This window comes from Streptomyces galbus (assembly GCF_005280195.1).
Lineage (GTDB): Bacteria > Actinomycetota > Actinomycetes > Streptomycetales > Streptomycetaceae > Streptomyces > Streptomyces galbus.
This window is the reverse complement of the sequence record NZ_SZPR01000008.1, coordinates 355,264-377,119: the sequence shown is the minus strand read 5'-3', so window position 1 is coordinate 377,119 and position 21,856 is coordinate 355,264. Positions and strand designations below refer to the sequence as shown.

The window sequence follows — 21,856 nt, the reverse complement described above, 5'->3', positions numbered from 1 at the left end:
GCTGAGGACGTGGGTTGTGCCTCCGGATCGTCAGCCGTCGGCACCGCCCGCCGCGTCCCGGGCGCAGGGCGCGCCGTCCGCGTCGGGGCGGCCGGCGGTGGCCGTGCGGGCAGGGCCGTGTCGCAGTTCCACGCAGCAGGCGCCCTCGCGGGGGGCCAGGACGGCGGAGGTCTCCCGGTCGTCGCCGGAGGCGGCGAGGTACCCGCACAGGAAGGCGTGGTTCATTCCGCACACCAGCTCCGGGTGACGCGCGGCGACCGGGTGGAAGGGGCAGTTGTGCAGCACCGTGCGGCCGTCGCCCTCGTCCGCGGGCTCGAAGCCGACGTCCTCCAGGAACGCGGTCAGGCCGGCGTCCGCGGCCTGTGCGCCCACCGCCTCCCCGTGCGCGCGGGCGAGGCGCACCGCCGCCTCCCGGGCGCTCTCGCCGGGCCGCTGCGCCATGACGGCCTCGGCCAGCAGGGAGGCCAGCAGGTCGGACCGGCGCGGCGGGAGGCTCACCACGACCGGGTGCGGGCTGGGCCGGTACACCTTGGGCGCGCGGCCCACCCGGCGCGGCCCGTGCCCGCCGTGCCCCGCCTCCAGCAGGCCCGACGCCACCAGCTTGTCCAGGTGGAAGGCGGCCAGCTTGCGGGAGATCCCGACCGCCGCCGACGCCTCCTCGCGCGTCACCGGCCGGCGGGCCCGCCGGACGAACTCCAGCAGCCGGCGCCGGGACTCGTCGCCCAGGACGGCGAGCGCGGCCATGGCGTCGGCACCGGCCCGCGGGGCGGTGCTGGATTCGGAAGTCACGCGCTCACGGTAACTCCGCGCGGCCCGCCGGTGCCGCACCACCCGTCCGGGTGCTTGACCCGGCCACCGAATAAGACCAAGAATCGTTGGTGAAACTCATCGGGCGGCTGCAAGCGGAGGTGCGCCATGGCGGTCGACGACGACCTGCGGCAGGCCAAGCAACCGGTCAGTGGGGCACTGGCGGGGCCGTACGGGCACCCGTTCCACCCGATCCTGGTCACCGTGCCGATCGGGGCGTGGGTGTCCAGCCTGGTCTTCGACATCGCCTCACGGATCGTCGGCCGGCCCGGCTTCCTGACCCACGGGTCGGCCTGGCTCATCGCCATCGGCGTGCTCGGCGCTCTGGCGGCGGCCTGTGTCGGCTTCCTCGACCTCGTCGCGATCCCGAGCGGCACCCCCGCCTTCCGCACCGGCCTGGTGCACATGTCCCTCAACCTCGCCCTCACGGCCGCCTACGCGGGCGGCTTCGCCTGGCGGCACGCCGACGGCTACGCGGCCGGCCGCGCGGTGACTCCCGGTCAGCTCGCCCTGTCCGCGGTCTGCCTCGCCGCCCTGGGGCTCTCCGGCCACCTCGGCGGCAAGCTCGCCTACCGCTACGGCGTCCGCGTGGCCGACGAGAGCGTGCAGGCCGAGGGCTACCGCACCCGCCCCCCGTCCCCGTCCTCCTGACCCCCGGTCACGGATCACTGACACTGGAGCCCGCCATGGACATCGCCGCCCTCGTCGCCTGGGTCGTCACCGCCCTGGGGGGATTCGTCCTCCTGGCCCGCTGGATCGCTCGCGGAGGCATCCGCCAGCAGCGCGGCGGCCCGACGCGTCTCCCGGCGCCGGTCGTCTTCGGCCACTTCCTGCTGGCGGCCGCCGGACTGGTCCTGTGGATCGTCTACCTGGCGGTCGACAAGGACGCCCTGGCCTGGATCTCGTTCGCCGTCCTCGCCGTCGTGGCGCTGCTCGGCTTCACCCTGTTCGGCCGCTGGCTCCCCGTCGTACGGGCCACCGCCCCGGACGCCGGCGCCGAGACCCCGGCGGAACGGCACCTGCCCGTCCCCGTGGTGGCCGCCCACGGCCTGTTCGCCGCGGCGACCCTCGTCCTGGTACTGCTGGCCGCGCTGGGCGTGGCCGGCTGACCGACCCGCGGTCCCGCCCGTCCGCTCCCCACCGGCCACGGCGTGCCCGGACGGCCCGTCGTGGCCCGCGTCCGGCAGGATCGGACTCCGGCGACCCGCGGATCCCGGGTGTGCCCCGCGCCCGCGCGGTGTACCCGGGTCCCCGTCGTCCTTCGACCGCACGGACAGGGAAGTGGACACCATGACCGACCAGCTCACCGTCAGCGTCCTCGGCACCGGCATCATGGGCGCCGCGATGGCCCGCAACCTCGCCCGCGCCGGGCACACCGTGCGCGCCTGGAACCGCAGTCGCGCCAAGGCCGAGCCGCTGGCCGCCGACGGTGTCACGGTCACCGGCACGCCGGCCGAGGCCGTCGCGGACGCGGACGTGGTGCTCACCATGCTCTACGACGGTCCGGCCGTCCTGGACGTCATGCGCCAGGCCGCGCCCGGCCTGCGCGAGGGTGCGGCCTGGGTGCAGTCGACGACCGTGGGCGTCGAGGCGACCGAGGACCTGGCCGGCTTCGCCCGCGAGCACGCGCTGGTCTTCTTCGACGCCCCCGTGCTGGGCACCCGCCAGCCCGCCGAGGCCGGCGAGCTGCTGGTCCTGGCAGCCGGCCCCGAGGCGGGGCGCGCGGCGGTGGCACCGGTGCTGGACGCGGTGGGGGCACGCACGGTGTGGGCCGGGGAGGACGGCGCCGAGGGCGGCGCGACCCGGCTCAAGCTGGTCGCCAACAGCTGGGTCATCGCATCCACCGCCGCGCTGGGCGAGGTGCTGGCCCTGGCGCGCGGGCTCGGCGTGGAACCGCAGCACTTCTTCGACGCGATCGCGGGCGGCCCGCTGGACATGGGCTACCTGCGGGCCAAGTCCTCGCTCATCCTGCACGACCAGCTCACCCCGCCGCAGTTCGCGGTGGACACGGCCGCCAAGGACGCGCGGCTGATCGTGCGGGCGGGGGAGACGAGCGGTGTGCGCCTGGACGTGGCCGAGGCGGCCGCCCGGCGCCTGGAGCGCGCGGCCGCGCAGGGCCACGCCGACGAGGACATGGCCGCCGCGTACTTCGCCAGCTTCCCCGAGGACGGCGCGTGACCCCGGACGCCGCCCGGGGTGGCGACCCGGTCGTCAGCGCACCGTCCGCGGCGCGATGACGGAGAGGAGCTGCAGCCGCTCGTAGCTCTCACTGCCCGGGACCGCCGTGTAGACGAGCAGCATGTGCGACTGGTCCGGGTCCAGCAGCCGCTGGCAGTTCAGTTCCAGCAGTCCGACCTCGGGGTGGACGAAGCGCTTGACCTCGTGCGGGTGGATGCCGATCTCGTGCCGCTCCCACAGGGCCCGGAACTCCTCGCTCCGCTCACGCAGCAGCTCGACGCAGTGCGCGGCGCGGGAGCCGGCGCCCCGTAGCGTGGCCAGCTCCCGCAGGCCGGAGACGAACATGCGGGAGAGGAACGGATGCTCCTCGGCCGCGTACAGCGACCGGGTGGCCGGGTCGGTGAACCAGCGGTAGCCGAGGCTGCGGGCGAGGCCCTCGTAGCGGGTCGTGTCGCCGGTCAGCGCGACCCCGAGCGGGCTCTGGCGCAGGGTCTCGCCCAGTTCGGTGACGATCTCGGCAGGGGTGTCGTCCAGGCGGTCGAGGATGCGGAGCAGCCCCGGGCTGACGTGTTCTCCCGTCGTGCCCCGGGCGGGCGGGGCGTGCCCGGAGAGCCGGAAGAGGTGGTCGCGCTCGTCCAGGGAGAGGTGCAGGCCCTGGGCGATGGAGGCGATCATCTGCTCGGACGGCTGGGGACCGCGTGCGCGTTCCAGCCGGGCGTAGTAGTCGGTCGACATGTGGCACAGCGCGGCGACCTCCTCGCGGCGCAGTCCGCTGGTCCTGCGGCGCTGTCCGCGGGGCAGGCCCACGTCCTCCGGTTGCAGCAGTTCCCGGCGGCGCCGCAGGAACGCGGCCAGCCCGGCGCGGTCGATCTCCATACCCGTCCCTCCGCAGCACTGATCTCTTTTGTACCGCCCGGCGCCGCCGCCAGCCACGGCCTGCCGATCCACCCCTCCGCCCGTCCGGGCACGCGGGCCGGGCACTGGCAGCGCCGTCGCAGCCGCGGCCCGCGCATCAGTGGATCGGCAGGCCCTGTTCGGCCCGGTGCTCCCTCGTCACTGTGGAGGCAAGCGGACCGAACGGAAGTGAACCCCTATGCCACGCCAGACCACCGACATCCCCCTGCCCGACCTCTCCGGCAGGCGCGCCGTCGTCACCGGAGCCAGTGACGGCATCGGACTCGGCATCGCCACCCGGCTCGCCGCCGCGGGCGCCGAGGTCGTCCTGCCCGTCCGCAACCCGGCCAAGGGTGAGGAGGCCGTCGCCGCGATCCGCCGCCAGGTCCCCGGCGCGCAGGTCTCGCTGCGCCGACTCGACCTGTCGTCACTGGACTCCGTCGCCGCTCTCGGCGACGCCCTGCTCGCCGAGGGCCGTCCCGTCCATCTCCTGGTCAACAACGCCGGGGTCATGACACCGCCCGAGCGGCGGACGACCGCCGACGGTTTCGAGCTGCAGTTCGGCACCAACCACCTCGGGCACGTCGCCCTCGTCGGCCGGCTGCTGCCGCTGCTGCGCGCCGGACGCGCCCGGGTGACCTCCCAGCTCAGCGTCGCGGCGAACCAGCACTCCATCAACTGGGCAGACCTGAACTGGGAGAAGTCCTACGACGGCATGAAGGCGTACAGCCAGTCGAAGATCGCCTTGGGTCTCTTCGGCCTCGAACTCGACCGTCGCAGCCGGAGCCAGGGCTGGGGCATCGAGAGCAACCTCTGCCACCCGGGGGTCGCCCCCACGAGCCTGCTGGCCGCGCGCCCCGAGATCGGCCGGTCCAAGGACACCCTGAGCGTCCGGGCCATCCGCTTCCTGTCCGCCCGGGGGATCCTCGTCGGCACGGTGGAGAGCGCGCGGCTGCCCGCCGCGTACGCCGTCGCCTCGGCCGACGCCGGGGGCGGCACGCTGTACGGCCCGAGCGGCCCCGGCCACCTCGGGGGACCGCCCGCGGAACAGAGGATGTACTCCCGCCTGACCGGCACCGAGGAGGCCCGGCGGGTGTGGGAGGTCTCCGAGGAACTCTCCGGCGTGCGGTTCACCGTCTCCTCGTGAGAGCCCGGGCTCAGAGCCAGCCCCGCCGCTTGAAGATCAGGTACAGGCTCACGCAGATGACGCCCATCAGGCCGATCGCGAAGGGGTAGCCGAGGGGCCAGTCCAGTTCGGGCATGTCACGGAAGTTCATGCCGTAGATGGTGCCGACCAGCGTCGGCGCGAACAGGATCGCCGCCCAGGACGAGATCCGTTTGATCTCCTCGTTCTGCTCGAAGCCCGCCTCCGCCAGCGCGCGCATCTCCGCGTTCTGCTGCTGGGTGACGAGGGTCGCGTTCACCGTGAGGATCTCGGTCAGCGCCTGGCGGAAGCCGTCGACGCGCTCGCTGGTGTGGGTGACGTGGTCGGCGACGTCCCGCAGGTAGCGCTGGAGTTCCTCGTCGGTGCCGTACTTGGAGAACCCGGCCATCAGGCCGTGCAGCATGCCGACCAGGGGCCGGGTCGCGCGCTGGAACTCGACCATCTCGCGGGAGAGTTCGTAGATGCGGCGGGAGACCTCCGGGTCGCCCCGGAAGACCTCGGTCTCGATCTCGTCGATGTCGTTCTGCACCCCGGCCACGACCGGGGCGTAGCCGTCCACGACCGCGTCCAGGATGGCGTAGAGCACGGCTTCCGGGCCCAGCCTCAGCAGCTCCGGCGTCTCCTCCATGCGGCGGCGCACCGCCGAGAGGTCGGGGGCCGCGCCGTGGCGGACCGTGAGGACGAAGTCGGGGCCGACGAACACGTGCAGCTCGGCGAAGTCGATCTCCTCGGGCGCGTCCAGGTAGCGGGCCGCCCGCAGGACCACGAACAGCGTGTCGCCGTAGCGCTCCAGCTTCGGCCGTTGGTGGGCCTCCTTGGCGTCCTCCACGGCGAGCGGGTGCAGGTCGAACTCGGCGGCCAGCGACTGCAGTTCGCCCTCGGTGGGGCGGGCAAGACCGATCCACGCCATGCCGGCCGGCTGCTCGCGCAGCTCCCGGTAGGTCTCGGCGAGCGAGCCGGGGGAGGAGACCCGCACACCGTCCCGGTACAGGGCTGCCTCCACGACGCTCGCGATCCCGGCCGGCTCCGCGGGGGCCGCCCCGGCGCGCTCCGGCTCCGGCCGCGGGTCCCGGGGCGGCGCCGCGGACGGGCCGCGGCGCCAGGCGGACGGGCGCGCGGCGCGGCGGATGGGTCGCTGGGGCATCGCGGCCGCCTCTCGCTCGGATCGGTCCCGCCCTCGGGCGGCTTGCGGGCGCGGGCCGCGTCCGCCGGTCCACCGTAACGAATCACCGCACACCCGGACGGACCGGCCACGCACCACCGCACGCCGGGACGGACCCGGCCGCGTACACCGCCGACTGCGTACGTGACCGGACCGCCACCTGTACGGCCCTGCCGGATCCGGCCCTGCGGGCGCTCCGTGCGCCCCTACGCGCCGTACGTCTCCCGCAGTTCCACCTTGCGCACCTTCCCCGAGACCGTCATCGGGAACGCGTCCAGCACCTGCAGCCTGCTGGGGACCTTGTAGTGGGCGAGCCGTCCCGCGCAGAACGCGCGCACCTCCTCCAGGGTCGGTGGGTCGGCCGGGTCGCGCGGGATCACGCAGGCCAGCACCTCCTCGCCGTACGTGGCGTGCGGCACGCCCACCACCTGCACGTCCCTGACCTGGGGGTGGCCGTAGAGGAACTCCTCGATCTCGCGCGGGTAGACGTTCTCGCCACCCCGGATGATCATGTCCTTGATGCGGCCGACGATCTCGACGTACCCGTCCGGGCGCATCACCGCGAGGTCGCCGGTGTGCATCCAGCGGGCCGCGTCGACGGCCTCGGCGGTCTTCTCCGGCTCCTGCCAGTAGCCGAGCATCACGCTGTAGCCGCGGGTGCACAGCTCGCCCGCCGTGCCGCGCGGCCGGGTGACGCCGGTGACCGGGTCGACGACCTTGACCTCCAGGTGCGGCAGCACCCGGCCGACGGTGGCCGTGCGGTGCTCCAGGCCGTCGTCGACGCGGGTCTGCAGCGACACCGGCGAGGTCTCGGTCATGCCGTAGCAGATGGAGACCTCCTCCATGTGCATCTCCGCCATCACCCGCTTCATCACCTCCACCGGGCAGGGCGAGCCCGCCATGATGCCGGTGCGCAGGGACGACAGGTCGTACGACGCGAAGTCCGGCAGGTTCAGCTCGGCGATGAACATGGTCGGCACCCCGTACAGCGAGGTGCAGCGTTCCCGCTGGACGGCCTCCAGGGTCGCCCCGGGGTCGAAGGACGGCGCCGGGATGACCAGGCACGCGCCGTGCGAGGTGGCCGCCAGGTTCCCCATGACCATGCCGAAGCAGTGGTAGAAGGGCACCGGCACGCACACCCGGTCCTGCTCGGTGTAGGAGATCAGCTCCCCGACGAAGAAACCGTTGTTGAGGATGTTGTGGTGGGAGAGGGTGGCGCCCTTGGGGAAGCCGGTGGTGCCCGAGGTGTACTGGATGTTGATGGGGTCGTCGCACGACAGCTCGTCGTACGTCACGTCCGGCCGCGCCCGGCCGAGCAGCGCCTGCCAGCTCGGGTCGCCGATGTACACCACCTCGCGCAGCGCGGGGCACCTGCCGCGCACCTGGTCGACCATCGCCCGGTAGTCGCTGCTCTTGTGGCTGAGCGAGGAGAACAGCAGGCGCACACCGGACTGGTTGAGGACGTACTCCACCTCGTGGGTGCGGTAGGCCGGGTTGATGTTCACCATGATCGCGCCGATGCGGGCGGTGGCGTACTGGACGAGCACCCACTCGGGGCAGTTGACGGCCCAGATGCCCACCCGGTCGCCCTTGGCGACGCCGGTCACGCGCAGCGCCCGCGCCAGCTCCTCGACCGCGGCCCCGAACTCCGCGTACGTCCAGCGCCGCCCCGAGGGCACGTCGACCAGCGCCTCGCGGTCCGGCCAGGTGGCGACGGCCCGGTCCAGGTTGGCCCCGATGGTGTCGCCTAGCAGGAGGGTGTCGCTCGTGCCGTGGGCGTACGACAGGGGCGACGGGGTGGTGGGGGCGCTCACCGGAAGTCCTCCTCGCGGTACTCGCCGTCCGACCCGGCGGCCGTGGCCTCGCGCAGCTCGATCCGGCGGATCTTGCCGGACACCGTCTTGGGCAGCGGGGCGAACTCCAGCCGCCGGACGCGCTTGTAGGGCGCCAGCACCTGGCGGGAGTGCTCGAACAGCACCTTCGCGGTGTCCGGGCCCGGCTCCCAGCCCTCGGCGAGCACCACGTACGCCTTCGGCACGGCGAGCCGCACCGGGTCCGGCGCGGGCACCACCGCCGCCTCGGCGACCGCCTCGTGCTCCAGCAGCGCGCTCTCCAGCTCGAACGGGCTGATCTTGTAGTCGGAGGCCTTGAAGACGTCGTCGGCGCGCCCGACGTAGGTGATGTAGCCGTCCTCGTCCCGGGAGCCGATGTCGCCGGTGCGGTAGTAGCCGCCGGCCATCACCTCCGCCGTGCGGTCGGCGTCGCCGTGGTAGCCGGCCATCAGGCCGACCGGGCGCTCGGACAGGTCCAGCGCGATCTCGCCCTCGTCGGCGCCGGGCGCGCCGGAGACCGGGTCGAGGAGTTCCACCCGGTAGCCGGGGCTGGGGCGGCCCATGGAGCCGGTCTTCAGCGGCTGGCCGGGCGGGTTCGCGACCTGCACGGCCGTCTCCGTCTGCCCGAACCCGTCCCGGACGGTCACGCCCCAGGCCTGCCGCACCTGCTCGATGACCTCCGGGTTGAGCGGCTCACCGGCCGCCACCACCTCGCGCGGCTTGGTGCGGAGCTGGGTCAGGTCGGCCTGGATGAGCATGCGCCACACAGTCGGCGGCGCGCAGAACGTCGTCACGCCGGCCCGGTCCATCTCGGCCATCAGCCGGGCCGCGTCGAAGCGGGTGTAGTTGTGGATGAAGACGGTCGCCTCGGCGTTCCACGGCGCGAACAGGTTGGACCAGGCGTGCTTGGCCCAGCCGGGTGAGGAGATGTTCAGGTGCACGTCGCCGGGGCGCAGCCCGATCCAGTACATCGTGGCCAGGTGGCCGATCGGGTACGAGGTGTGGGTGTGCTCGACCAGCTTGGGGCGGGCGGTGGTGCCCGAGGTGAAGTACAGCATCAGCGGGTCGTCGGCCAGGGTCGGCCCGTCCGGCAGGAACTCGGCCGGCGCCGCGTAGACGTCCTCGTACGGCTCCCAGCCCTCCCGGGGCAGGCCGCCGACGCTGATGCGGGTGTACGTGCCCGGCACCTCGTCGAACTTGCCGGTGTCCTCGGCCCGCACGATCACGTGCGCGACCCGGCCGCGCTCGACCCGGTCACGCAGGTCGGCGGGGCCCAGCAGCGGGGTGGCCGGGATGACGACGGCCCGCAGCTTCATCGCCGCGAGCGCGGTCTCCCACAGCTCGACCTGGTTGCCGAGCATCACCAGGATGCGGTCCTCGGCGCCCACGCCCCGGTCGCGCAGCCAGTTCGCGGCCCGGTCCGAGCGCTCGGCCATCTCCGCGAAGGACACCCGGACCTCGGAGCCGTCCTCCTCCACGATGTGCAGGGCGGTGCGGTCGTTGCCGGCCGCCACGACGTCGAACCAGTCCAGGGCCCAGTTGAACCGCTCGGGCCGGGGCCAGGTGAACCCCTCGTAGGCCGTGGCCCAGTCCGCGCGGTGTTCCAGCAGGAAGTCCCGTGCCCTGCGGAAACTCTCCGTCGCCGTCGTCATCCGTCCTCCTCGTTCAGGTGGCCGCCCGTGTCCGGGACGCCCGCCGGTGCCCGGCCGGTCCCGGTGCCCGCCGACGCACTCCCGCGGTGCCGGACCATTGCCGGACGGCGCTGCCATCGTGTAATCCGTGATGCAGGTCTCACTACCCCCGAACGGGGGGGGTGCGCGGCGCAACGACACGGCCCGGCCGCGGAGAGAGGGCGGAACAGGTGGCAGCAGACGCGTCCGGAACGGTGTTGATGCGCGGCGCGCTGGCGCGGCTGCGGCGCGCCACGGGACTGCCGGTCGCCTTCGGCGGGCTGGTGGAGCCCGGACAGCGGCGCGTGCGGCTGAGCGAACTGAGCGGCGCGGCCACGTTCGCGCTGCGCGGCCTCGCGGTGACCTCGGGCAACGGCCTGGGCGGCAAGACCCTGGCGCTGTCCCGGCCGTGCGCGGTGACGGACTACTCCCTGTCCCGGCAGATCAGCCACGAGTACGACGCGGCGGTCGCCGAGGAGGGATTGCGCTCCGTGGTCGCGGTCCCCGTCGTCGTACGGCGCCGGGTGCGCGGCGTGCTGTACGGCGCCCTGCGCACCGCCCAGCCGCTGGGCGACCGCACGCTGGGCGCGGCGGTGGACGCGGCGCGCGACCTGGAGCAGGCGCTGGTGGTCCAGGAGCAGGCGCACGACCTGCTGGCGGCGGCCCGCCCGCCGGACCCGCCGGCCGGGGCGCCCGGTCCGGTGCCCGGCTGGGAGCAGGTCCGCGAGGCGCACGCGGCCCTGCGCGCGCTGGCGCCGCGCATCCCCGACCCCGCGCTGCGCGAGGAGCTGCTCGCCGCGTGCGGCCTGCTGACCACCGGTGTCCCGGACGACGGCGTGACGCTCGCGCCGCGCGAGCTGGACGTGCTGTCCTGCGTGGCGTCCGGCGCGACCAACGCGGTGGCCGCCGCCCGGCTGGGGCTGCGCCCGGAGACCGTCAAGGGCTATTTGCGCTCGGCCATGCGCAAGCTGGGCGCCCACACCCGGGGGGAGGCGGTGGCCGCGGCACGGCGGGCGGGACTGCTGCCCTGATTCCCCGGACCCGTGACCGGTGGCAGGTGACCGAATTACTCCCCGCGGCCGCCTGTTATATCCCTCACCACACCGTGCCTCCGAAATTCAATGAGACGTTGCCTAGAATTTGGCTCGAACACGACACACGGAGGGGAGCGGTGACCGTGCGACGGGACTTCCAGGAGTCTGCCCGATGCCGCTCCGACCTGGTCATCGGCCGGGACGAACTGGTGACCGCGGCCCGTGACCAACTGGCCCGCGGCGGCAGCGTGCTGCTCCACGGCCCGGCCGGAATAGGAAAGTCCACCGTCCTGCGCGCTTTGGCCGCGGATTACGGCGAGAGCGCCCGCGTGTTGCGCTGCTCGGCGACCGAGTCCGAATCCCACCTGCCCTTCCTGGCGCTGGCGGACCTGCTCGGCCTCGTCCTGGAGGAGGTGGCCGGCAAGCTCCCCACGGCCCAGCGCACCGCGCTGGAGTCGGCGCTGACCGGACGAGGCGAATCGACTCTGCAGAACGACGGGCTCGCCCTGCGTCTCGCCGTGCTCTCCGCGCTGCGCGCCCTCGCCGCCGACGGCCCCGTCCTGGTCGTCGCCGACGACCTGCAGTGGCTGGACGCCGCCAGCGCCGAACTCCTCGGCTTCGCCGCCCGCCGCCTCGGCGACACCCCCGTCCAGCTCCTGTGCGCGGTGCGCACCGAGGGCCAGGAGTACGACCGCCACCTGCGCGCCTCTCCGCCGGACACCCTGGCCGTCCGCCTCGACCCGCTCTCCCGCGCCCAGATCTCCGCCCTGCTCGACCACCGCGGCTACACCGACCTGCCCCGCTCCACCGTCCGCGAGATCCACCGCACCAGCGGCGGCAACCCGCTGTTCGCCCTGGAGCTCGGCCGCGCCCTCGGCGAGAACCCCACCCCGCCCCGCCCCGGCGAGCCGCTGCCGGTGCCGACCTCGCTGCGCGCCCTGGTGCTCAGCCGTCTCGACATGCTCTCCGCCGACGCCCGCCGCACCCTGCTCGTCGCCAGCGCCGGCGCCCGCCCCACCCTGGGCCTGCTGCGCGCGGCCGGCCGCGAGAACGCCGAGGCCGAGACCACCCAGGCCGCCGCCCTGGGCCTGCTCGCCACCGAGCCCGAGGGCCCGGCCGTACGGTTCGCGCACCCGCTGATCTCCGCCGCCCTGTACGCCGAGGCGCCCGCGCGGGAACGGCGGGCCGCGCACGCCGCGCTGTCCACCGCGGCCTCCGACCCCATCGAGCGGGCCCGCCACCTCGCCCTCGCCACCACCGGCACCGACCCGGACGTCGCCGCCCGCCTGGCCGGCGCCGCGGCCCTGGCCCGGGAGCGCGGCGCGCCCTCCGTCGCCGCCGCGCTCGGTCTGCTCGCCGCCCGGCACACCCCCGCCGAGGGCACCCCCGGCCCCGACGAGCGGCGCCTGCTGGCCGCCGAGGACGCCATCACCGCCGGCGAGACCGACCTCGCCCGGGACATCGCGCACGACGTGCTGGGCCGCGCCACCGCGGGCCCGGCGCGGGTGCGGGCCTGGATGGTGGTCATCGAGTCCGCGGGGCAGTCCCTCGGCGACGTCGACGCGGTCTTCCCGCAGGTGCTCGCCGACGCCGGCGACGACCCCCGGCTGCTCGCGCTGGTCCACTACCAGCTCGCGTGGCGCGGACTGGTCGTCGAGGGCGACTTCGCCGAGGCCCGCCAGGAGGCCGCGCACGCGGCGGAGCTGGCCGCCCGCGGCGGCGACCGGCGCACGGAGCTGATGGCGCTGTCCTTCCAGGCGTCGACCGAGACCCTGATGGGCCACCCGGACGCCCCGGCCACCATCAAGAAGGCCCTGCGCGAACCCCAGGACCCCTACGTCGCCTGCCACCACAACGGCGCCGGCGCCGCCCGCTTCCGCTGGCTGCTGATGAGCGACCAGCTCCCCGAGGCCCGGACGACCATCACCGCGCTGCTGCGCGAGGTGCGCCGGCGGGGCATGGTCGAGAGCGAGGTCCACTTCCAGCGCTTCCTCGCCGACACCGAGCTGCGCTCCGGGCACTGCGGACGCGCCCTGGACCTGGCCCGCGAGAGCCTGCGCCTGGCCCGCGACTCCGGCATCGGACTGGGCGCCTCCGCCATGCTCGCCTCGCTCGCCGAGGCGTCCGGCGGCGACGTCGACCGGGCCCTGGTCCTGGCCCGCGAGGCCGCGGCGCGGGCCGAGGAGGACGGCGACCAGATGTATCTCTCGCGCGCCCTGGCCGCCCTCGGCTACGCCCAGCTCGTCGCCGGCGACGCGGCGGGCGCCGTGGGCTCGCTGCGCCGGGTGCGCGAGCTGGAGCACGGCCTCGGCATCAACGACCCCGCGCGCGGCCGCTGGCAGGGCGACCTCGCCGAGGCGCTGGTGCGCACCGGCGAGATCGGCGAGGCGCAGGACCTCATCGACATCACCCGGGCGCACGCGCTGCGGCTCGGCCGGGAGAGCGTGCTCGCGGTGCTTGACCGCGCCGAGGCGCTGGTGCGGGCGGCGCGCGGCGAGAGAGAGGACGCCGTCGACCGCCTCACGTCCGTCCAGGACCGGCTGGCCAAGCTGGGCTACGGCCTGGAGGAGGCACGGGCCGCGTTCGCGCTGGCCCGGCTGCGCTCCGTTCCCGGGTCCGGTACGGCGCCGTACGACGAGGCGGCCCGGCTGTTCCGGCGCTGCCGCGCGCTGCCGTGGCTGCGGCAGGTGGAGCGGGCCGCGTCGGCGGACGCCGCACCGCAGCCCCCGGTGCCGGCCGCCGTCGCCGCGTCCGCGCCCGCCTCGGACGCGCTGGACGGGCTGGCGGCGATGGAGCGGCAGGTGGCGGCGCTGGTGATGGAGGGCGCCACCAACCGGGAGATCGCCGCCCGCCTGTTCATCAGCGTGAAGACGGTCGAGGCGACCCTGACCCGCGTCTACCGCAAGCTCGGCATCCGCTCCCGCGTCGACATCGTCCGCCTGGCGGCGGGCCGGCACGCCACGTAACGGGCGGAGGCCGGCCGGCGGGTCCGACCGAGGGTTTTCCCTGCCCCAAGTCCCTTAGGGGGTTCCCTCATTGGGGTGCCGCCGGGCCGGCCCTAGGTTGTGTGATGTGCCGCTCGCCCGGGCACACGGGAGCCGGTCCCGCGGTCCCCGTGCACACGCTCCGCACCACCCGCGCGACGCACCGACGACCACAGCACACGCCGATCCACTTCCGGCGGCCCAGTCTCCTGCCAGGGCGACAGCGGCGGTCCCCTGTTCCTCGGGGGCGTCCTGGCAGGGATCACTTCCCGTGGCGCCCTCCGGCCCGCGCCATCGGGACGCACGACTCCTGAGCACGCCTCAGGTGACGAACCAGGGGGCGCTGCGGGCCTCCACGAGCGGCCCGCAGCGCCCCCTCTCCACGTGCGGCCCCGTCTTCGCCCCCGGGCGGCCCTTTCAGGTCCTGACCGTCCCGAACCGGACGTCGTACGACACCCCCGGGTGGAGCGCCGCCAGCATCCGCTCGGCCTCCGTCACGACCTCCGCGCGCGCCTGCCGCGTGAGCGCGTCGAAGGGCTCGACGACCATGGTCTGCCCGTCCAGCTTCCACACGCCCGCCAGGAAGCCGTCGACGAGCAGCGTGCGGTACGCCTGGTTGCCCTGCCAGTGCCGGCCCCGGTGCGCCGGCGGGACGACCCGGGTGCGGTCGGCGTGGGACAGCAGCAGGTTGTCGAACTCGGGCAGGAAGCGCGGCGGGGCCGGGGTGTCCGGGTCGGGGCGCGGGGCGTCGGGGAGGTCGAACAGCTCGGTGCCGTCCTCGGCGCGGAAGGTGACGAGGCCGGGCCGCAGCCGTTCGAACACCTCCCGCAGCCGGGTCAGTCCGGCCCAGGTCTGCATGTCCTTCACCGAGGCGGGACCGAACGCGGCCAGGTAGCGCAGGACGACGGCGTCCGGCTGCGGGGCCGGGCCGGCCGGGCGGCCCAGCCAGTGCTCGGCCGTGGTCAGGGCGACCTGGCCGCTGCGGCCCCACAGCCCGCGCGGGGTGACCTGGACGAGCGGGAGCCGGCAGCGGGCCGCGACGGCGAGGGACTGCGGGTCGGCGTCCGGCCACTCGGCGCTCAGGGCCGCGCGCAACTGCGCCATGGTGCGCGGCTCGCTCTCCACCAGTTCGCGGGTGAGCGCGGCGAGGCGGTCGAGGTCGACACCGGCCAGCCCCGTGCGGAAGGAGGCCAGCTCGCGGTCGCGGGCGGGCTGCACCAGCGGGCGCAGGGTGAGGCAGTCGTCGGCGGTGTGGGTGTGGATGGTCGAGCGCAGGGTGACGATGCGGACGACCTCGCGGTCGGCCATCAGCCGCGAGAGCGCCTCCGGGGCGAAGCCGTCGAGCCGGGCGGCCAGGGCGTAGTACGGCGGCCGGACGTTCTGCGCCTGGAGCCCGACGAGGTGGTGCACGGCGGCCGACGCGGACAGCGGGGAGCGGCGCAGCAGCAGTTGCCGCTCCAGGGTGGCCCGGTTGAGGGCGCGGGTGCCGAGCACGGGGACCGGTGCGGACGTCGTCTTCGTCATGGACGGCACGCTAGCGAGCGTTGCGGACAGGTTCCGTCCGCGAGGCGGACGCGTCCGGTGGGTCCGGTCCCGACGGCTCAGGCGCCGTCGGTGTCGAGGGTGCCGGCGGCGGGGTTGACCGGCCGGGGGGTGCCGGTCAGGTCGAGCACGAAGAGGGGGACGCCGAGGCGGTCGGCGCCGGCGCGGGCGTCGTCGGCGTACCCGGCGAGGGAGAGGTAGACGCAGCGGGCCGACTCCGTCATGGCCGTCAGCCACAGGCACTCCACGTCCCGCAGCGAGGCCGGCCGCGCGCTCGGGTCCACCTGCGCGAGCAGGCCGGGGGCCGCGAGCCCGATCCCGGCGGTCGGCCGCTGGTCGGCCCGCCGGATGTCCCGGAAGCCGAGCGAGCGCAGGTAGAGCACGGTGGCGGTGACGGCGTCGCGGGCGGTGCGGATGGTCGGGGGGTGCGGGGGGCGGCCGGCCCGGGGGAGCGCGGGCCGGGCCGTCGGCGCGGTGTCCGGGCTGCCGCTGTCCGCGTCCACGGGTGCCGCTTCGGTCACCGGCAGGCGCAGGACCGTGCCGCACGGGCAGCCCAGCTCCGGGCGGGGCCACTGGGCGGGGCGGGCGCAGCGCGGGCAGCGCAGGGTGATCCACTCCTCGGCCCAGGCGCGGTGGACCACGACGGCCGGGGGCGCCGCGCCGTCCAGGACCAGGGTGACGGTGGTCCCGCACGCGCAGGGCCAGGCCGGCACGGCGTACAGGCGCTCGCATCGGCAGGCCGGGCAACGCACCGGCACGCTCTCGGACATGGCCCACTCCAGGGCGTCGCGGCGGACAGCGGTCCCATCGTGCTCCACCGGGCGCCGTCCTGTCCGACTCTTGACGCCCTTGACCGGCCCCCCTACATTGCTTCCAGATAGTAGAAGTTAGTTTCCGCTATACGGAAGTGCTGAACCGTAGGGCGCGACGGAAGAGCTCATCCGGCAGCCGACAGTCGAAGCAGGAGTACGCGATGGCTCGAATGACCGCTGCCCGCGCGGCAGTTGAGATCCTCAAGCGGGAGGGCGTCACGGCCGCGTTCGGCGTCCCGGGCGCGGCGATCAACCCCTTCTACGCGGCGCTCAAGGCGTCCGGGGGCATCACCCACACACTCGCCCGCCATGTCGAGGGCGCCTCGCACATGGCCGAGGGCTACACCCGCACCCGGCCGGGCAACATCGGCGTGTGCATCGGGACCTCGGGACCGGCCGGCACCGACATGATCACCGGCCTGTACTCCGCCATCGGTGACTCGATCCCGATCCTGTGCATCACCGGCCAGGCCCCGACCGCGGTGATCCACAAGGAGGACTTCCAGGCCGTCGACATCGCCTCGATCGCGCGGCCCGTCACCAAGATGGCGGTGACCGTGCTGGAGGCCGCACAGGTCCCCGGCGTGTTCCAGAAGGCGTTCCACCTGATGCGCTCCGGTCGCCCCGGCCCCGTCCTGATCGACCTGCCGGTCGACGTCCAGCAGACGGAGATCGAGTTCGACCCGGAGACGTACGAGCCGCTGCCGGTCTACAAGCCGGCCGCGACCCGCGCCCAGATCGACAAGGCGCTCGCCATGCTGAACGCCGCCGAGCGCCCGCTGATCGTGGCCGGCGGCGGGGTCATCACGGCTGACGCGAGCGAACTGCTCGTGGAGTTCGCCGAGTTGACGGGCGTCCCGGTGGTCCCGACCCTGATGGGCTGGGGGGTGCTGCCCGACGACCACGAGCTGAACGCCGGCATGGTCGGCCTGCAGACCTCGCACCGCTACGGCAACGCGACGTTCCTGGAGTCGGACTTCGTCCTCGGCATCGGCAACCGCTGGGCCAACCGGCACACCGGCAAGCTGGACGTCTACACGGCCGGCCGCACGTTCGTCCACGTCGACGTCGAACCGACCCAGATCGGCCGGATCTTCGCCGCCGACTACGGCATCGCCTCCGACGCCGGGGCCGCCCTGGAGCTGTTCGTGGAGGCGGCCCGGGAGGCGCGGGACGCGGGCCGGCTGCCCGACCGCGCCGACTGGGCGGCCGCCGCACAGGAGCGCCGGGCCACGCTCCAGCGCCGTACGCACTTCGACGACGTGCCGATCAAGCCGCAGCGCGTCTACGAGGAGATGAACAAGGCGTTCGGACCCGAGACGCGCTACGTCTCCACCATCGGGCTCTCGCAGATCGCGGGCGCCCAGATGCTGCACGTCTACCGGCCCCGGCACTGGATCAACTGCGGTCAGGCGGGCCCGCTCGGCTGGACGATCCCGGCGGCGCTGGGCGTCGCGGTGGCCGACCCGGAGGCGCAGGTCGTGGCCCTGTCGGGCGACTACGACTTCCAGTTCATGATCGAGGAGCTGGCGGTCGGCGCGCAGCACCGCATCCCGTACGTCCACGTGCTGGTCAACAACTCCTACCTCGGCCTGATCCGCCAGGCGCAGCGGGCCTTCGACATCGACTTCCAGGTCAACCTGGAGTTCGAGAACGTCAACTCGCCCGAGCTGGGCGTCTACGGCGTCGACCACGTGAAGGTCGCCGAGGGCCTCGGCTGCAAGGCGATCCGGGTGACCGACCCCGGGGAGCTGGGCGCCGCCTTCGAGCAGGCCAAGAAGCTCGCCGCCGAGTTCCGGGTCCCGGTCGTGGTCGAGGCGATCCTGGAGCGGGTCACCAACATCGCGATGTCCACCACCAACGACATCGGCAACGTCGTCGAGTTCGAGGAACTGGCCACGGAGCCGTCCCACGCCCCGACGTCGATCAGGCCCCTGAAGTCCTGAGCCGGCGAGCGGCCCACCGCACGAGGAGCCCACAGCACCGCCCCGGGGACGAAGCGTCCCCGGGGCGGACGTGTGCCGGGCCGGGCGGCGGTGCCCGCCCGGACGGCGGGCGCGGAGCCCGCCTCCCCCGTGTCGGCGGGCCCCGCATGACAGCAAAATGCCCCGGGGGACGGCCGGTTGAAGCGCGTTCCCCGGGGTTCAGAGGTTGATTTGAGGTTGGCGTAGGAGCGGCTACGGCCCTTGCCGTAGACGGTGTCTCACGGCCCGGTGCCGTGCCGCTCGTGGGGCGCGGACAGGCCCGGCCAGTCGTCGGGGCCGCCGCCCTGCCATTCGACGAGGTCGTCGTGCGCCACGTCGGTGACGTAGAGGTCGGCCAGACGCAGGATCTCGGCGACGTCGTCCTCGTGGCCGGCGGTCCCCAGGGTCTCGCCGTCCGCGGTGACCCGCCGCGAGCCGTCCAGGGCCGGGGGGTGCACCACGACGTGCGGGTGCTCCGTGCGGTGCGGGATGCCTTCGGACATGCCTACAGAGTGCGGCGGGCGGGGCCCGCGCGCACTCCGGGAGGTGGAACGTGGTGACCGTCCGACGGCGCGAGGCTGGGCGCGACAGGACGTTCGCGCCGCCGGACGGGGCTCGGTGGGGGAGGAGGACGGAGGGGGAGGAGGACAAGGGGGGTGGGGAGAAGGGGCGGGACCGCGGCGGCCGCGACGGACGCGCCGGTCCCCTCCCTCTGGTCGAGAGGAGAGCCGCCGGTCCTTCACCACCGCACTGGCTCGCGCACCGCCGCGGTCCGCGCCCTGCCCGCCGTGCCGGGCGATCACCCCTCATCCGGATCGCCCGGCCGCGGGTCGTTCGCGCCCGGGTCCCGGCCTCCCCGCCGGGTCCCGGACGCGGCCTCGTGGCCGGTCGGCGCGCGCGGCGCGGACCGGCTCCCCACGCGCAGGCCGCGGGAGCGGCGGCGTGGGAGGGGCCTGGTCGTTCTCACGCCCTACGTCGGCGGTGGGCCGACGCGGGTGTCCCGGGCGGTGCCGGCGCCTGGGCGCGACACGACAGATGTCGGCACCGGCACCGCCCGGAGTTCAGGGGGTTCAGACCTGGGCGCCCGACAGGCGCTCCACGGCCCGCAGCAGGGCCGAGTGGTCCAGGCCGCCGTCGCCCTGGGCGCGCAGGGAGGCGACCAGCTGGGCGACCACCGCGCCCACCGGCAGGGCCGCGCCGACGGAGCGGGCGGCGTCGGTGACGATGCCCATGTCCTTGTGGTGCAGGTCGATGCGGAAGCCCGGCTTGAAGTCGCGCCGCAGGAAGTTGTCCCTCTTGCGGGTCAGCACGGTCGAGCCCGCCAGACCGCCGTTGAGCACGTCCAGCGCGGCCCGCAGGTCCACGCCCGACTTCTCCAGGAAGACCACGGCCTCGGCGCACGCCTGGATGTTGACGGCGACGATGAGCTGGTTGGCGGCCTTCACGGTCTGCCCGGAGCCGTGCGGACCGCACAGCACGATGGTCTTGCCGAGGGCCTCGAAGAGCGGCTCGGCCTCCTCGAAGTCGGCCCGCTCGCCGCCGACCATGATGGACAGCACGGCCTCGATCGCGCCGGCCTCACCGCCGGACACCGGGGCGTCCAGCACCCGGATGCCCTTGTCGCGGGCCCGGGCGGCGAGGTCGACCGAGGTCTGCGGGGTGATCGAGGACATGTCGATCAGCAGGGCGCCGGAGCGGGCGTTCTCCAGGATGCCGTCGGGACCGTAGGCGATGGCCTCGACCTGTGGGGACGCGGGGACCATCGTGATGACGACGTCGGCGTCCCGCACCGCCTCGGCGACGGAGCCGGCGGCCCGGCCCCCGGCGGCGGCCAGCCGGTCCAGCTTGTCCTGCTCCAGCGTGAAGCCGGTGACGTCGTACCCGGCCTTGATCAGATTCTCGGCCATGGGGGAGCCCATGATGCCGAGGCCGATCCAGGCGATCTTCGGGAGCTCCCGGCGGGAGGAGTCGGTGGGCGTGCTCATGAGGGTGCCTCTCTGGTGTGCTGCGGGAGGGGGCGGGGGTGCGGGCGGCCGAAGGGCTGCCAGGGGCTCGGGGCGCGGGTGCCGCTAGCGCGCGGGGCGCCGGTCCGCCGGCAGCCAGTCGAACGCCTCGGCGCTCGGACGGTCGCCCGGCTTGTACTCCAGGCCGACCCAGCCCTCGTAGCCCGCCTTCGTCAGCCGGTCGAGGAGGTCCTCCAGCGGCAGCGACCCCGTGCCCGGCGCGCCGCGCCCCGGGCTGTCGGCGATCTGCACATGGCCGGTCTTCGCGGTGTACCGCTCGATCACCGACGGCAGGTCCTCGCCGTTCATGGCCAGGTGGTACAGGTCCATCAGGAAGCGGGCGTTGCCCAGCCCCGTCGCCTCGTTGACCCGGTCGACGACCGCGACCGCGGCCGGCGCCGACACCAGTGGGTAGCGCGGGGACTCGGGGGCGTTGAGCGCCTCGATCAGCAGGACCGCGCCGATCCGGTCGGCGGCCCGGGCCGCGCGCACGAGGTTCTCCAGCGCGAGGGCGTCCTGCTCGGCCGGGTCGACGCCGTCGACGCGGTTGCCGTACAGGGCGTTGAGCGCCGTGCAGCCCAGGGACCGCGCGAAGTCGGCGGCCACGTCGATGTTGGCGCGGAACCGCTCGGACTCCTCGCCCGGCACCGACAGGGCGCCGCGGTCCGGGCCGGGCAGCTCACCGGCGTAGAAGTTCAGCCCCGTGAGCCGGACGCCGGCGTCCTCGATCGCCCGCCTCAGGGCGTCGAGCTCGGAGCGCTCGGGGGTGGGGGTGTCGATCCAGGGCCACCACAGCTCGACCGCGGTGAAGCCGGCCGCCGCGGCGGCCGCGGGGCGCTCCAGGAGCGGGAGTTCCGTGAAGAGGATCGACAGGTTGACGTTGAAGCGCTGGTCTGCGAATCCCATCGGATGCCGCGCTCCCTTCCGTGTCGATATTCTCGATGTACTCAGTTTCCGTATTGCGGAAGTTTCTTTCTGCTTATTGGAAGACTGCCGTCGGTGTCCCCGGGTTGTCAAGAGGCCTCGGCGGATGCCGTCGCCGCGGGTTAGGTTGAGCGCGTGCGATTGCGAGTGGAGTTCACGACCGAGCCCTTCGACCTGGACGAGGCGCCCGCGCACGCCCTGGTGGCGCGCGAGGTCATCGAGGCGGCCGGGCTGGACGCGGTGGACGTGGGGCCGTTCGGCAACACCGCCGAGGGGGGTGCCGACGCCGTCCTGACGGCCCTGGACGCCGTGCTGCGCAGGACGCTGGAGGCCGGCGCCACGCGGATCTCCCTCCAGGTCAACGTCCTCGGGGAGGAGCGGTGAGCGGCGCCGCCGACGAACCCTTCATCACGGCCGTGAAGCCGCTGGTCGACGCCATGGGCGGGGAGATGCTCCCGCCGGACGAGGCCGGCCCCGACGACGTGGTGCTCTCCTGGCAGGGGTCCGAGGCGGTCGCCGTGCGCCTGCCCCAGCTCGCCGACTCCCTCGACCACATCCTCGCCGCCATGGAGCGCAAGCGCGGCAAGCCGCTGGCCGACCTGGACCGCAAGGCCAAGCAGGAGGTGGTGCGCATACTCGAGGCCCGCGGCGCCTTCTCGGTGCGCCACGGCGTGGAGACCGTGGCGAGCGCCCTCGGCGTGAGCCGCTTCACCGTCTACAACTACCTGAACCGCGAGAAGGGCGGCTGACGGACGGGAGTCCGGGTCCGGCGCCGTCACGTGGGGGTGCCGTGGGCGGCGGGTGTTGTCACGGCGAATTTTCAACAAAGTGTTGACGTCGTCACACGAGGGGCGTTAGCTAGCCGCAGCCCGTTCCGACCAGGCC

At 74.2% G+C, this 21,856-nt stretch carries 19 protein-coding genes and 1 pseudogene; 10 read left to right on the top strand and 10 right to left on the bottom strand.

Translation table 11 applies throughout. The features are described from left to right. Nucleotides 1-30: 30 nt before the first annotated feature. Nucleotides 31-789 (bottom strand): helix-turn-helix transcriptional regulator, encoded by a 759-nt coding sequence (locus tag E4U92_RS06115; protein WP_229861958.1) that lies wholly within the window; start codon nucleotides 787-789, stop codon nucleotides 31-33. Nucleotides 790-915: 126 nt separating this feature from the next. Here E4U92_RS06115 and E4U92_RS06110 point away from each other — a divergent pair, with 126 nt between their 5' ends. The 3 genes from E4U92_RS06110 to E4U92_RS06100 all read left to right on the top strand — a co-directional run bounded on the left by E4U92_RS06110 (nucleotide 916) and on the right by E4U92_RS06100 (nucleotide 2,985). After that, nucleotides 916-1,458 (top strand): DUF2231 domain-containing protein, encoded by a 543-nt coding sequence (locus E4U92_RS06110; RefSeq protein ID WP_137299206.1) that lies wholly within the window; start codon nucleotides 916-918, stop codon nucleotides 1,456-1,458. Nucleotides 1,459-1,493: 35 nt separating this feature from the next. Continuing rightward, nucleotides 1,494-1,916, top strand: coding sequence for a hypothetical protein (locus tag E4U92_RS06105; protein WP_137299205.1), 423 nt, complete (start codon nucleotides 1,494-1,496; stop codon nucleotides 1,914-1,916). A gap of 181 nt (nucleotides 1,917-2,097) precedes the next feature. Then, nucleotides 2,098-2,985 (top strand): NAD(P)-dependent oxidoreductase, encoded by an 888-nt coding sequence (locus E4U92_RS06100; protein WP_137299204.1) that lies wholly within the window; start codon nucleotides 2,098-2,100, stop codon nucleotides 2,983-2,985. 33 nt (nucleotides 2,986-3,018) lie between these two features. On the opposite strand, the gene E4U92_RS06095 is transcribed toward E4U92_RS06100, so the two are convergent. Then, on the bottom strand, nucleotides 3,019-3,861 hold the full coding sequence (locus E4U92_RS06095) for a helix-turn-helix transcriptional regulator (protein WP_137299203.1): 843 nt from the start codon (nucleotides 3,859-3,861) through the stop codon (nucleotides 3,019-3,021). A 217-nt stretch (nucleotides 3,862-4,078) separates the two neighbouring features. On the opposite strand from E4U92_RS06095, the gene E4U92_RS06090 reads away from it, so the two are divergent. After that, complete coding sequence (locus E4U92_RS06090; protein ID WP_137299202.1) at nucleotides 4,079-5,026, top strand: SDR family oxidoreductase; 948 nt, start codon at nucleotides 4,079-4,081, stop codon at nucleotides 5,024-5,026. A 10-nt stretch (nucleotides 5,027-5,036) separates the two neighbouring features. On the opposite strand, the gene E4U92_RS06085 is transcribed toward E4U92_RS06090, so the two are convergent. From E4U92_RS06085 to E4U92_RS06075, 3 genes are all read right to left on the bottom strand, one after another. Then, entirely contained in the window at nucleotides 5,037-6,188 is a 1,152-nt protein-coding gene (locus E4U92_RS06085; RefSeq protein WP_229861960.1) for a magnesium and cobalt transport protein CorA, read from the bottom strand. 224 nt (nucleotides 6,189-6,412) lie between these two features. Beyond that, nucleotides 6,413-8,020: an AMP-binding protein gene (locus E4U92_RS06080; RefSeq protein ID WP_190046382.1), complete on the bottom strand. Its 1,608-nt coding sequence runs from the start codon at nucleotides 8,018-8,020 to the stop codon at nucleotides 6,413-6,415. Continuing rightward, nucleotides 8,017-9,690, bottom strand: coding sequence for an AMP-binding protein (locus E4U92_RS06075; protein ID WP_137299201.1), 1,674 nt, complete (start codon nucleotides 9,688-9,690; stop codon nucleotides 8,017-8,019). Before E4U92_RS06075 ends, E4U92_RS06080 begins: the two co-directional genes overlap by 4 nt. Nucleotides 9,691-9,899: 209 nt before the next feature. Between E4U92_RS06075 and E4U92_RS06070 the strand changes: the two genes are divergently transcribed. From E4U92_RS06070 to E4U92_RS06060, 3 genes and pseudogenes are all read left to right on the top strand, one after another. Then, entirely contained in the window at nucleotides 9,900-10,739 is an 840-nt protein-coding gene (locus E4U92_RS06070) for a helix-turn-helix transcriptional regulator (protein WP_168725041.1), read from the top strand. 140 nt (nucleotides 10,740-10,879) lie between these two features. Continuing rightward, nucleotides 10,880-13,708, top strand: coding sequence for a helix-turn-helix transcriptional regulator (locus E4U92_RS06065; protein WP_137299200.1), 2,829 nt, complete (start codon nucleotides 10,880-10,882; stop codon nucleotides 13,706-13,708). 153 nt (nucleotides 13,709-13,861) lie between these two features. Beyond that, nucleotides 13,862-14,002 (top strand): annotated as a pseudogene (locus tag E4U92_RS06060) (trypsin-like serine protease); the annotation flags it as partial. Between the two features lie 141 nt (nucleotides 14,003-14,143). Here E4U92_RS06060 and E4U92_RS06055 read toward each other — a convergent pair. Continuing rightward, nucleotides 14,144-15,250, bottom strand: a complete 1,107-nt coding sequence (locus E4U92_RS06055; protein ID WP_137299199.1) for a winged helix DNA-binding domain-containing protein — start codon at nucleotides 15,248-15,250, stop codon at nucleotides 14,144-14,146. A gap of 77 nt (nucleotides 15,251-15,327) precedes the next feature. Continuing rightward, entirely contained in the window at nucleotides 15,328-16,038 is a 711-nt protein-coding gene (locus E4U92_RS06050; RefSeq protein ID WP_137299198.1) for a hypothetical protein, read from the bottom strand. A 203-nt stretch (nucleotides 16,039-16,241) separates the two neighbouring features. Here E4U92_RS06050 and gcl point away from each other — a divergent pair, with 203 nt between their 5' ends. Beyond that, nucleotides 16,242-18,026 (top strand): glyoxylate carboligase, encoded by a 1,785-nt coding sequence (gcl, locus tag E4U92_RS06045; protein ID WP_137299197.1) that lies wholly within the window; start codon nucleotides 16,242-16,244, stop codon nucleotides 18,024-18,026. A gap of 257 nt (nucleotides 18,027-18,283) precedes the next feature. On the opposite strand, the gene E4U92_RS06040 is transcribed toward gcl, so the two are convergent. From E4U92_RS06040 to E4U92_RS06030, 3 genes are all read right to left on the bottom strand, one after another. Then, entirely contained in the window at nucleotides 18,284-18,547 is a 264-nt protein-coding gene (locus E4U92_RS06040) for a hypothetical protein (RefSeq protein ID WP_210720167.1), read from the bottom strand. 567 nt (nucleotides 18,548-19,114) lie between these two features. Then, the gene (locus E4U92_RS06035) at nucleotides 19,115-20,029 is read right to left on the bottom strand and encodes a 2-hydroxy-3-oxopropionate reductase (RefSeq protein WP_137299196.1); all 915 of its coding nucleotides are present in this window, start codon (nucleotides 20,027-20,029) and stop codon (nucleotides 19,115-19,117) included. Between the two features lie 84 nt (nucleotides 20,030-20,113). Then, a complete protein-coding gene (locus E4U92_RS06030) occupies nucleotides 20,114-20,953 on the bottom strand; it encodes a TIM barrel protein (RefSeq protein ID WP_137299195.1) in 840 nt (279 codons plus the stop codon). A gap of 153 nt (nucleotides 20,954-21,106) precedes the next feature. Between E4U92_RS06030 and E4U92_RS06025 the strand changes: the two genes are divergently transcribed. Together E4U92_RS06025 and E4U92_RS06020 are read left to right on the top strand one after the other, a co-directional pair. Beyond that, the gene (locus E4U92_RS06025) at nucleotides 21,107-21,355 is read left to right on the top strand and encodes a YkoF family thiamine-binding protein (protein ID WP_137299194.1); all 249 of its coding nucleotides are present in this window, start codon (nucleotides 21,107-21,109) and stop codon (nucleotides 21,353-21,355) included. Further along, entirely contained in the window at nucleotides 21,352-21,720 is a 369-nt protein-coding gene (locus E4U92_RS06020) for a helix-turn-helix domain-containing protein (protein WP_137299193.1), read from the top strand. The genes E4U92_RS06025 and E4U92_RS06020 overlap by 4 nt, the downstream gene beginning before the upstream one ends. Nucleotides 21,721-21,856 lie beyond the last annotated feature (136 nt).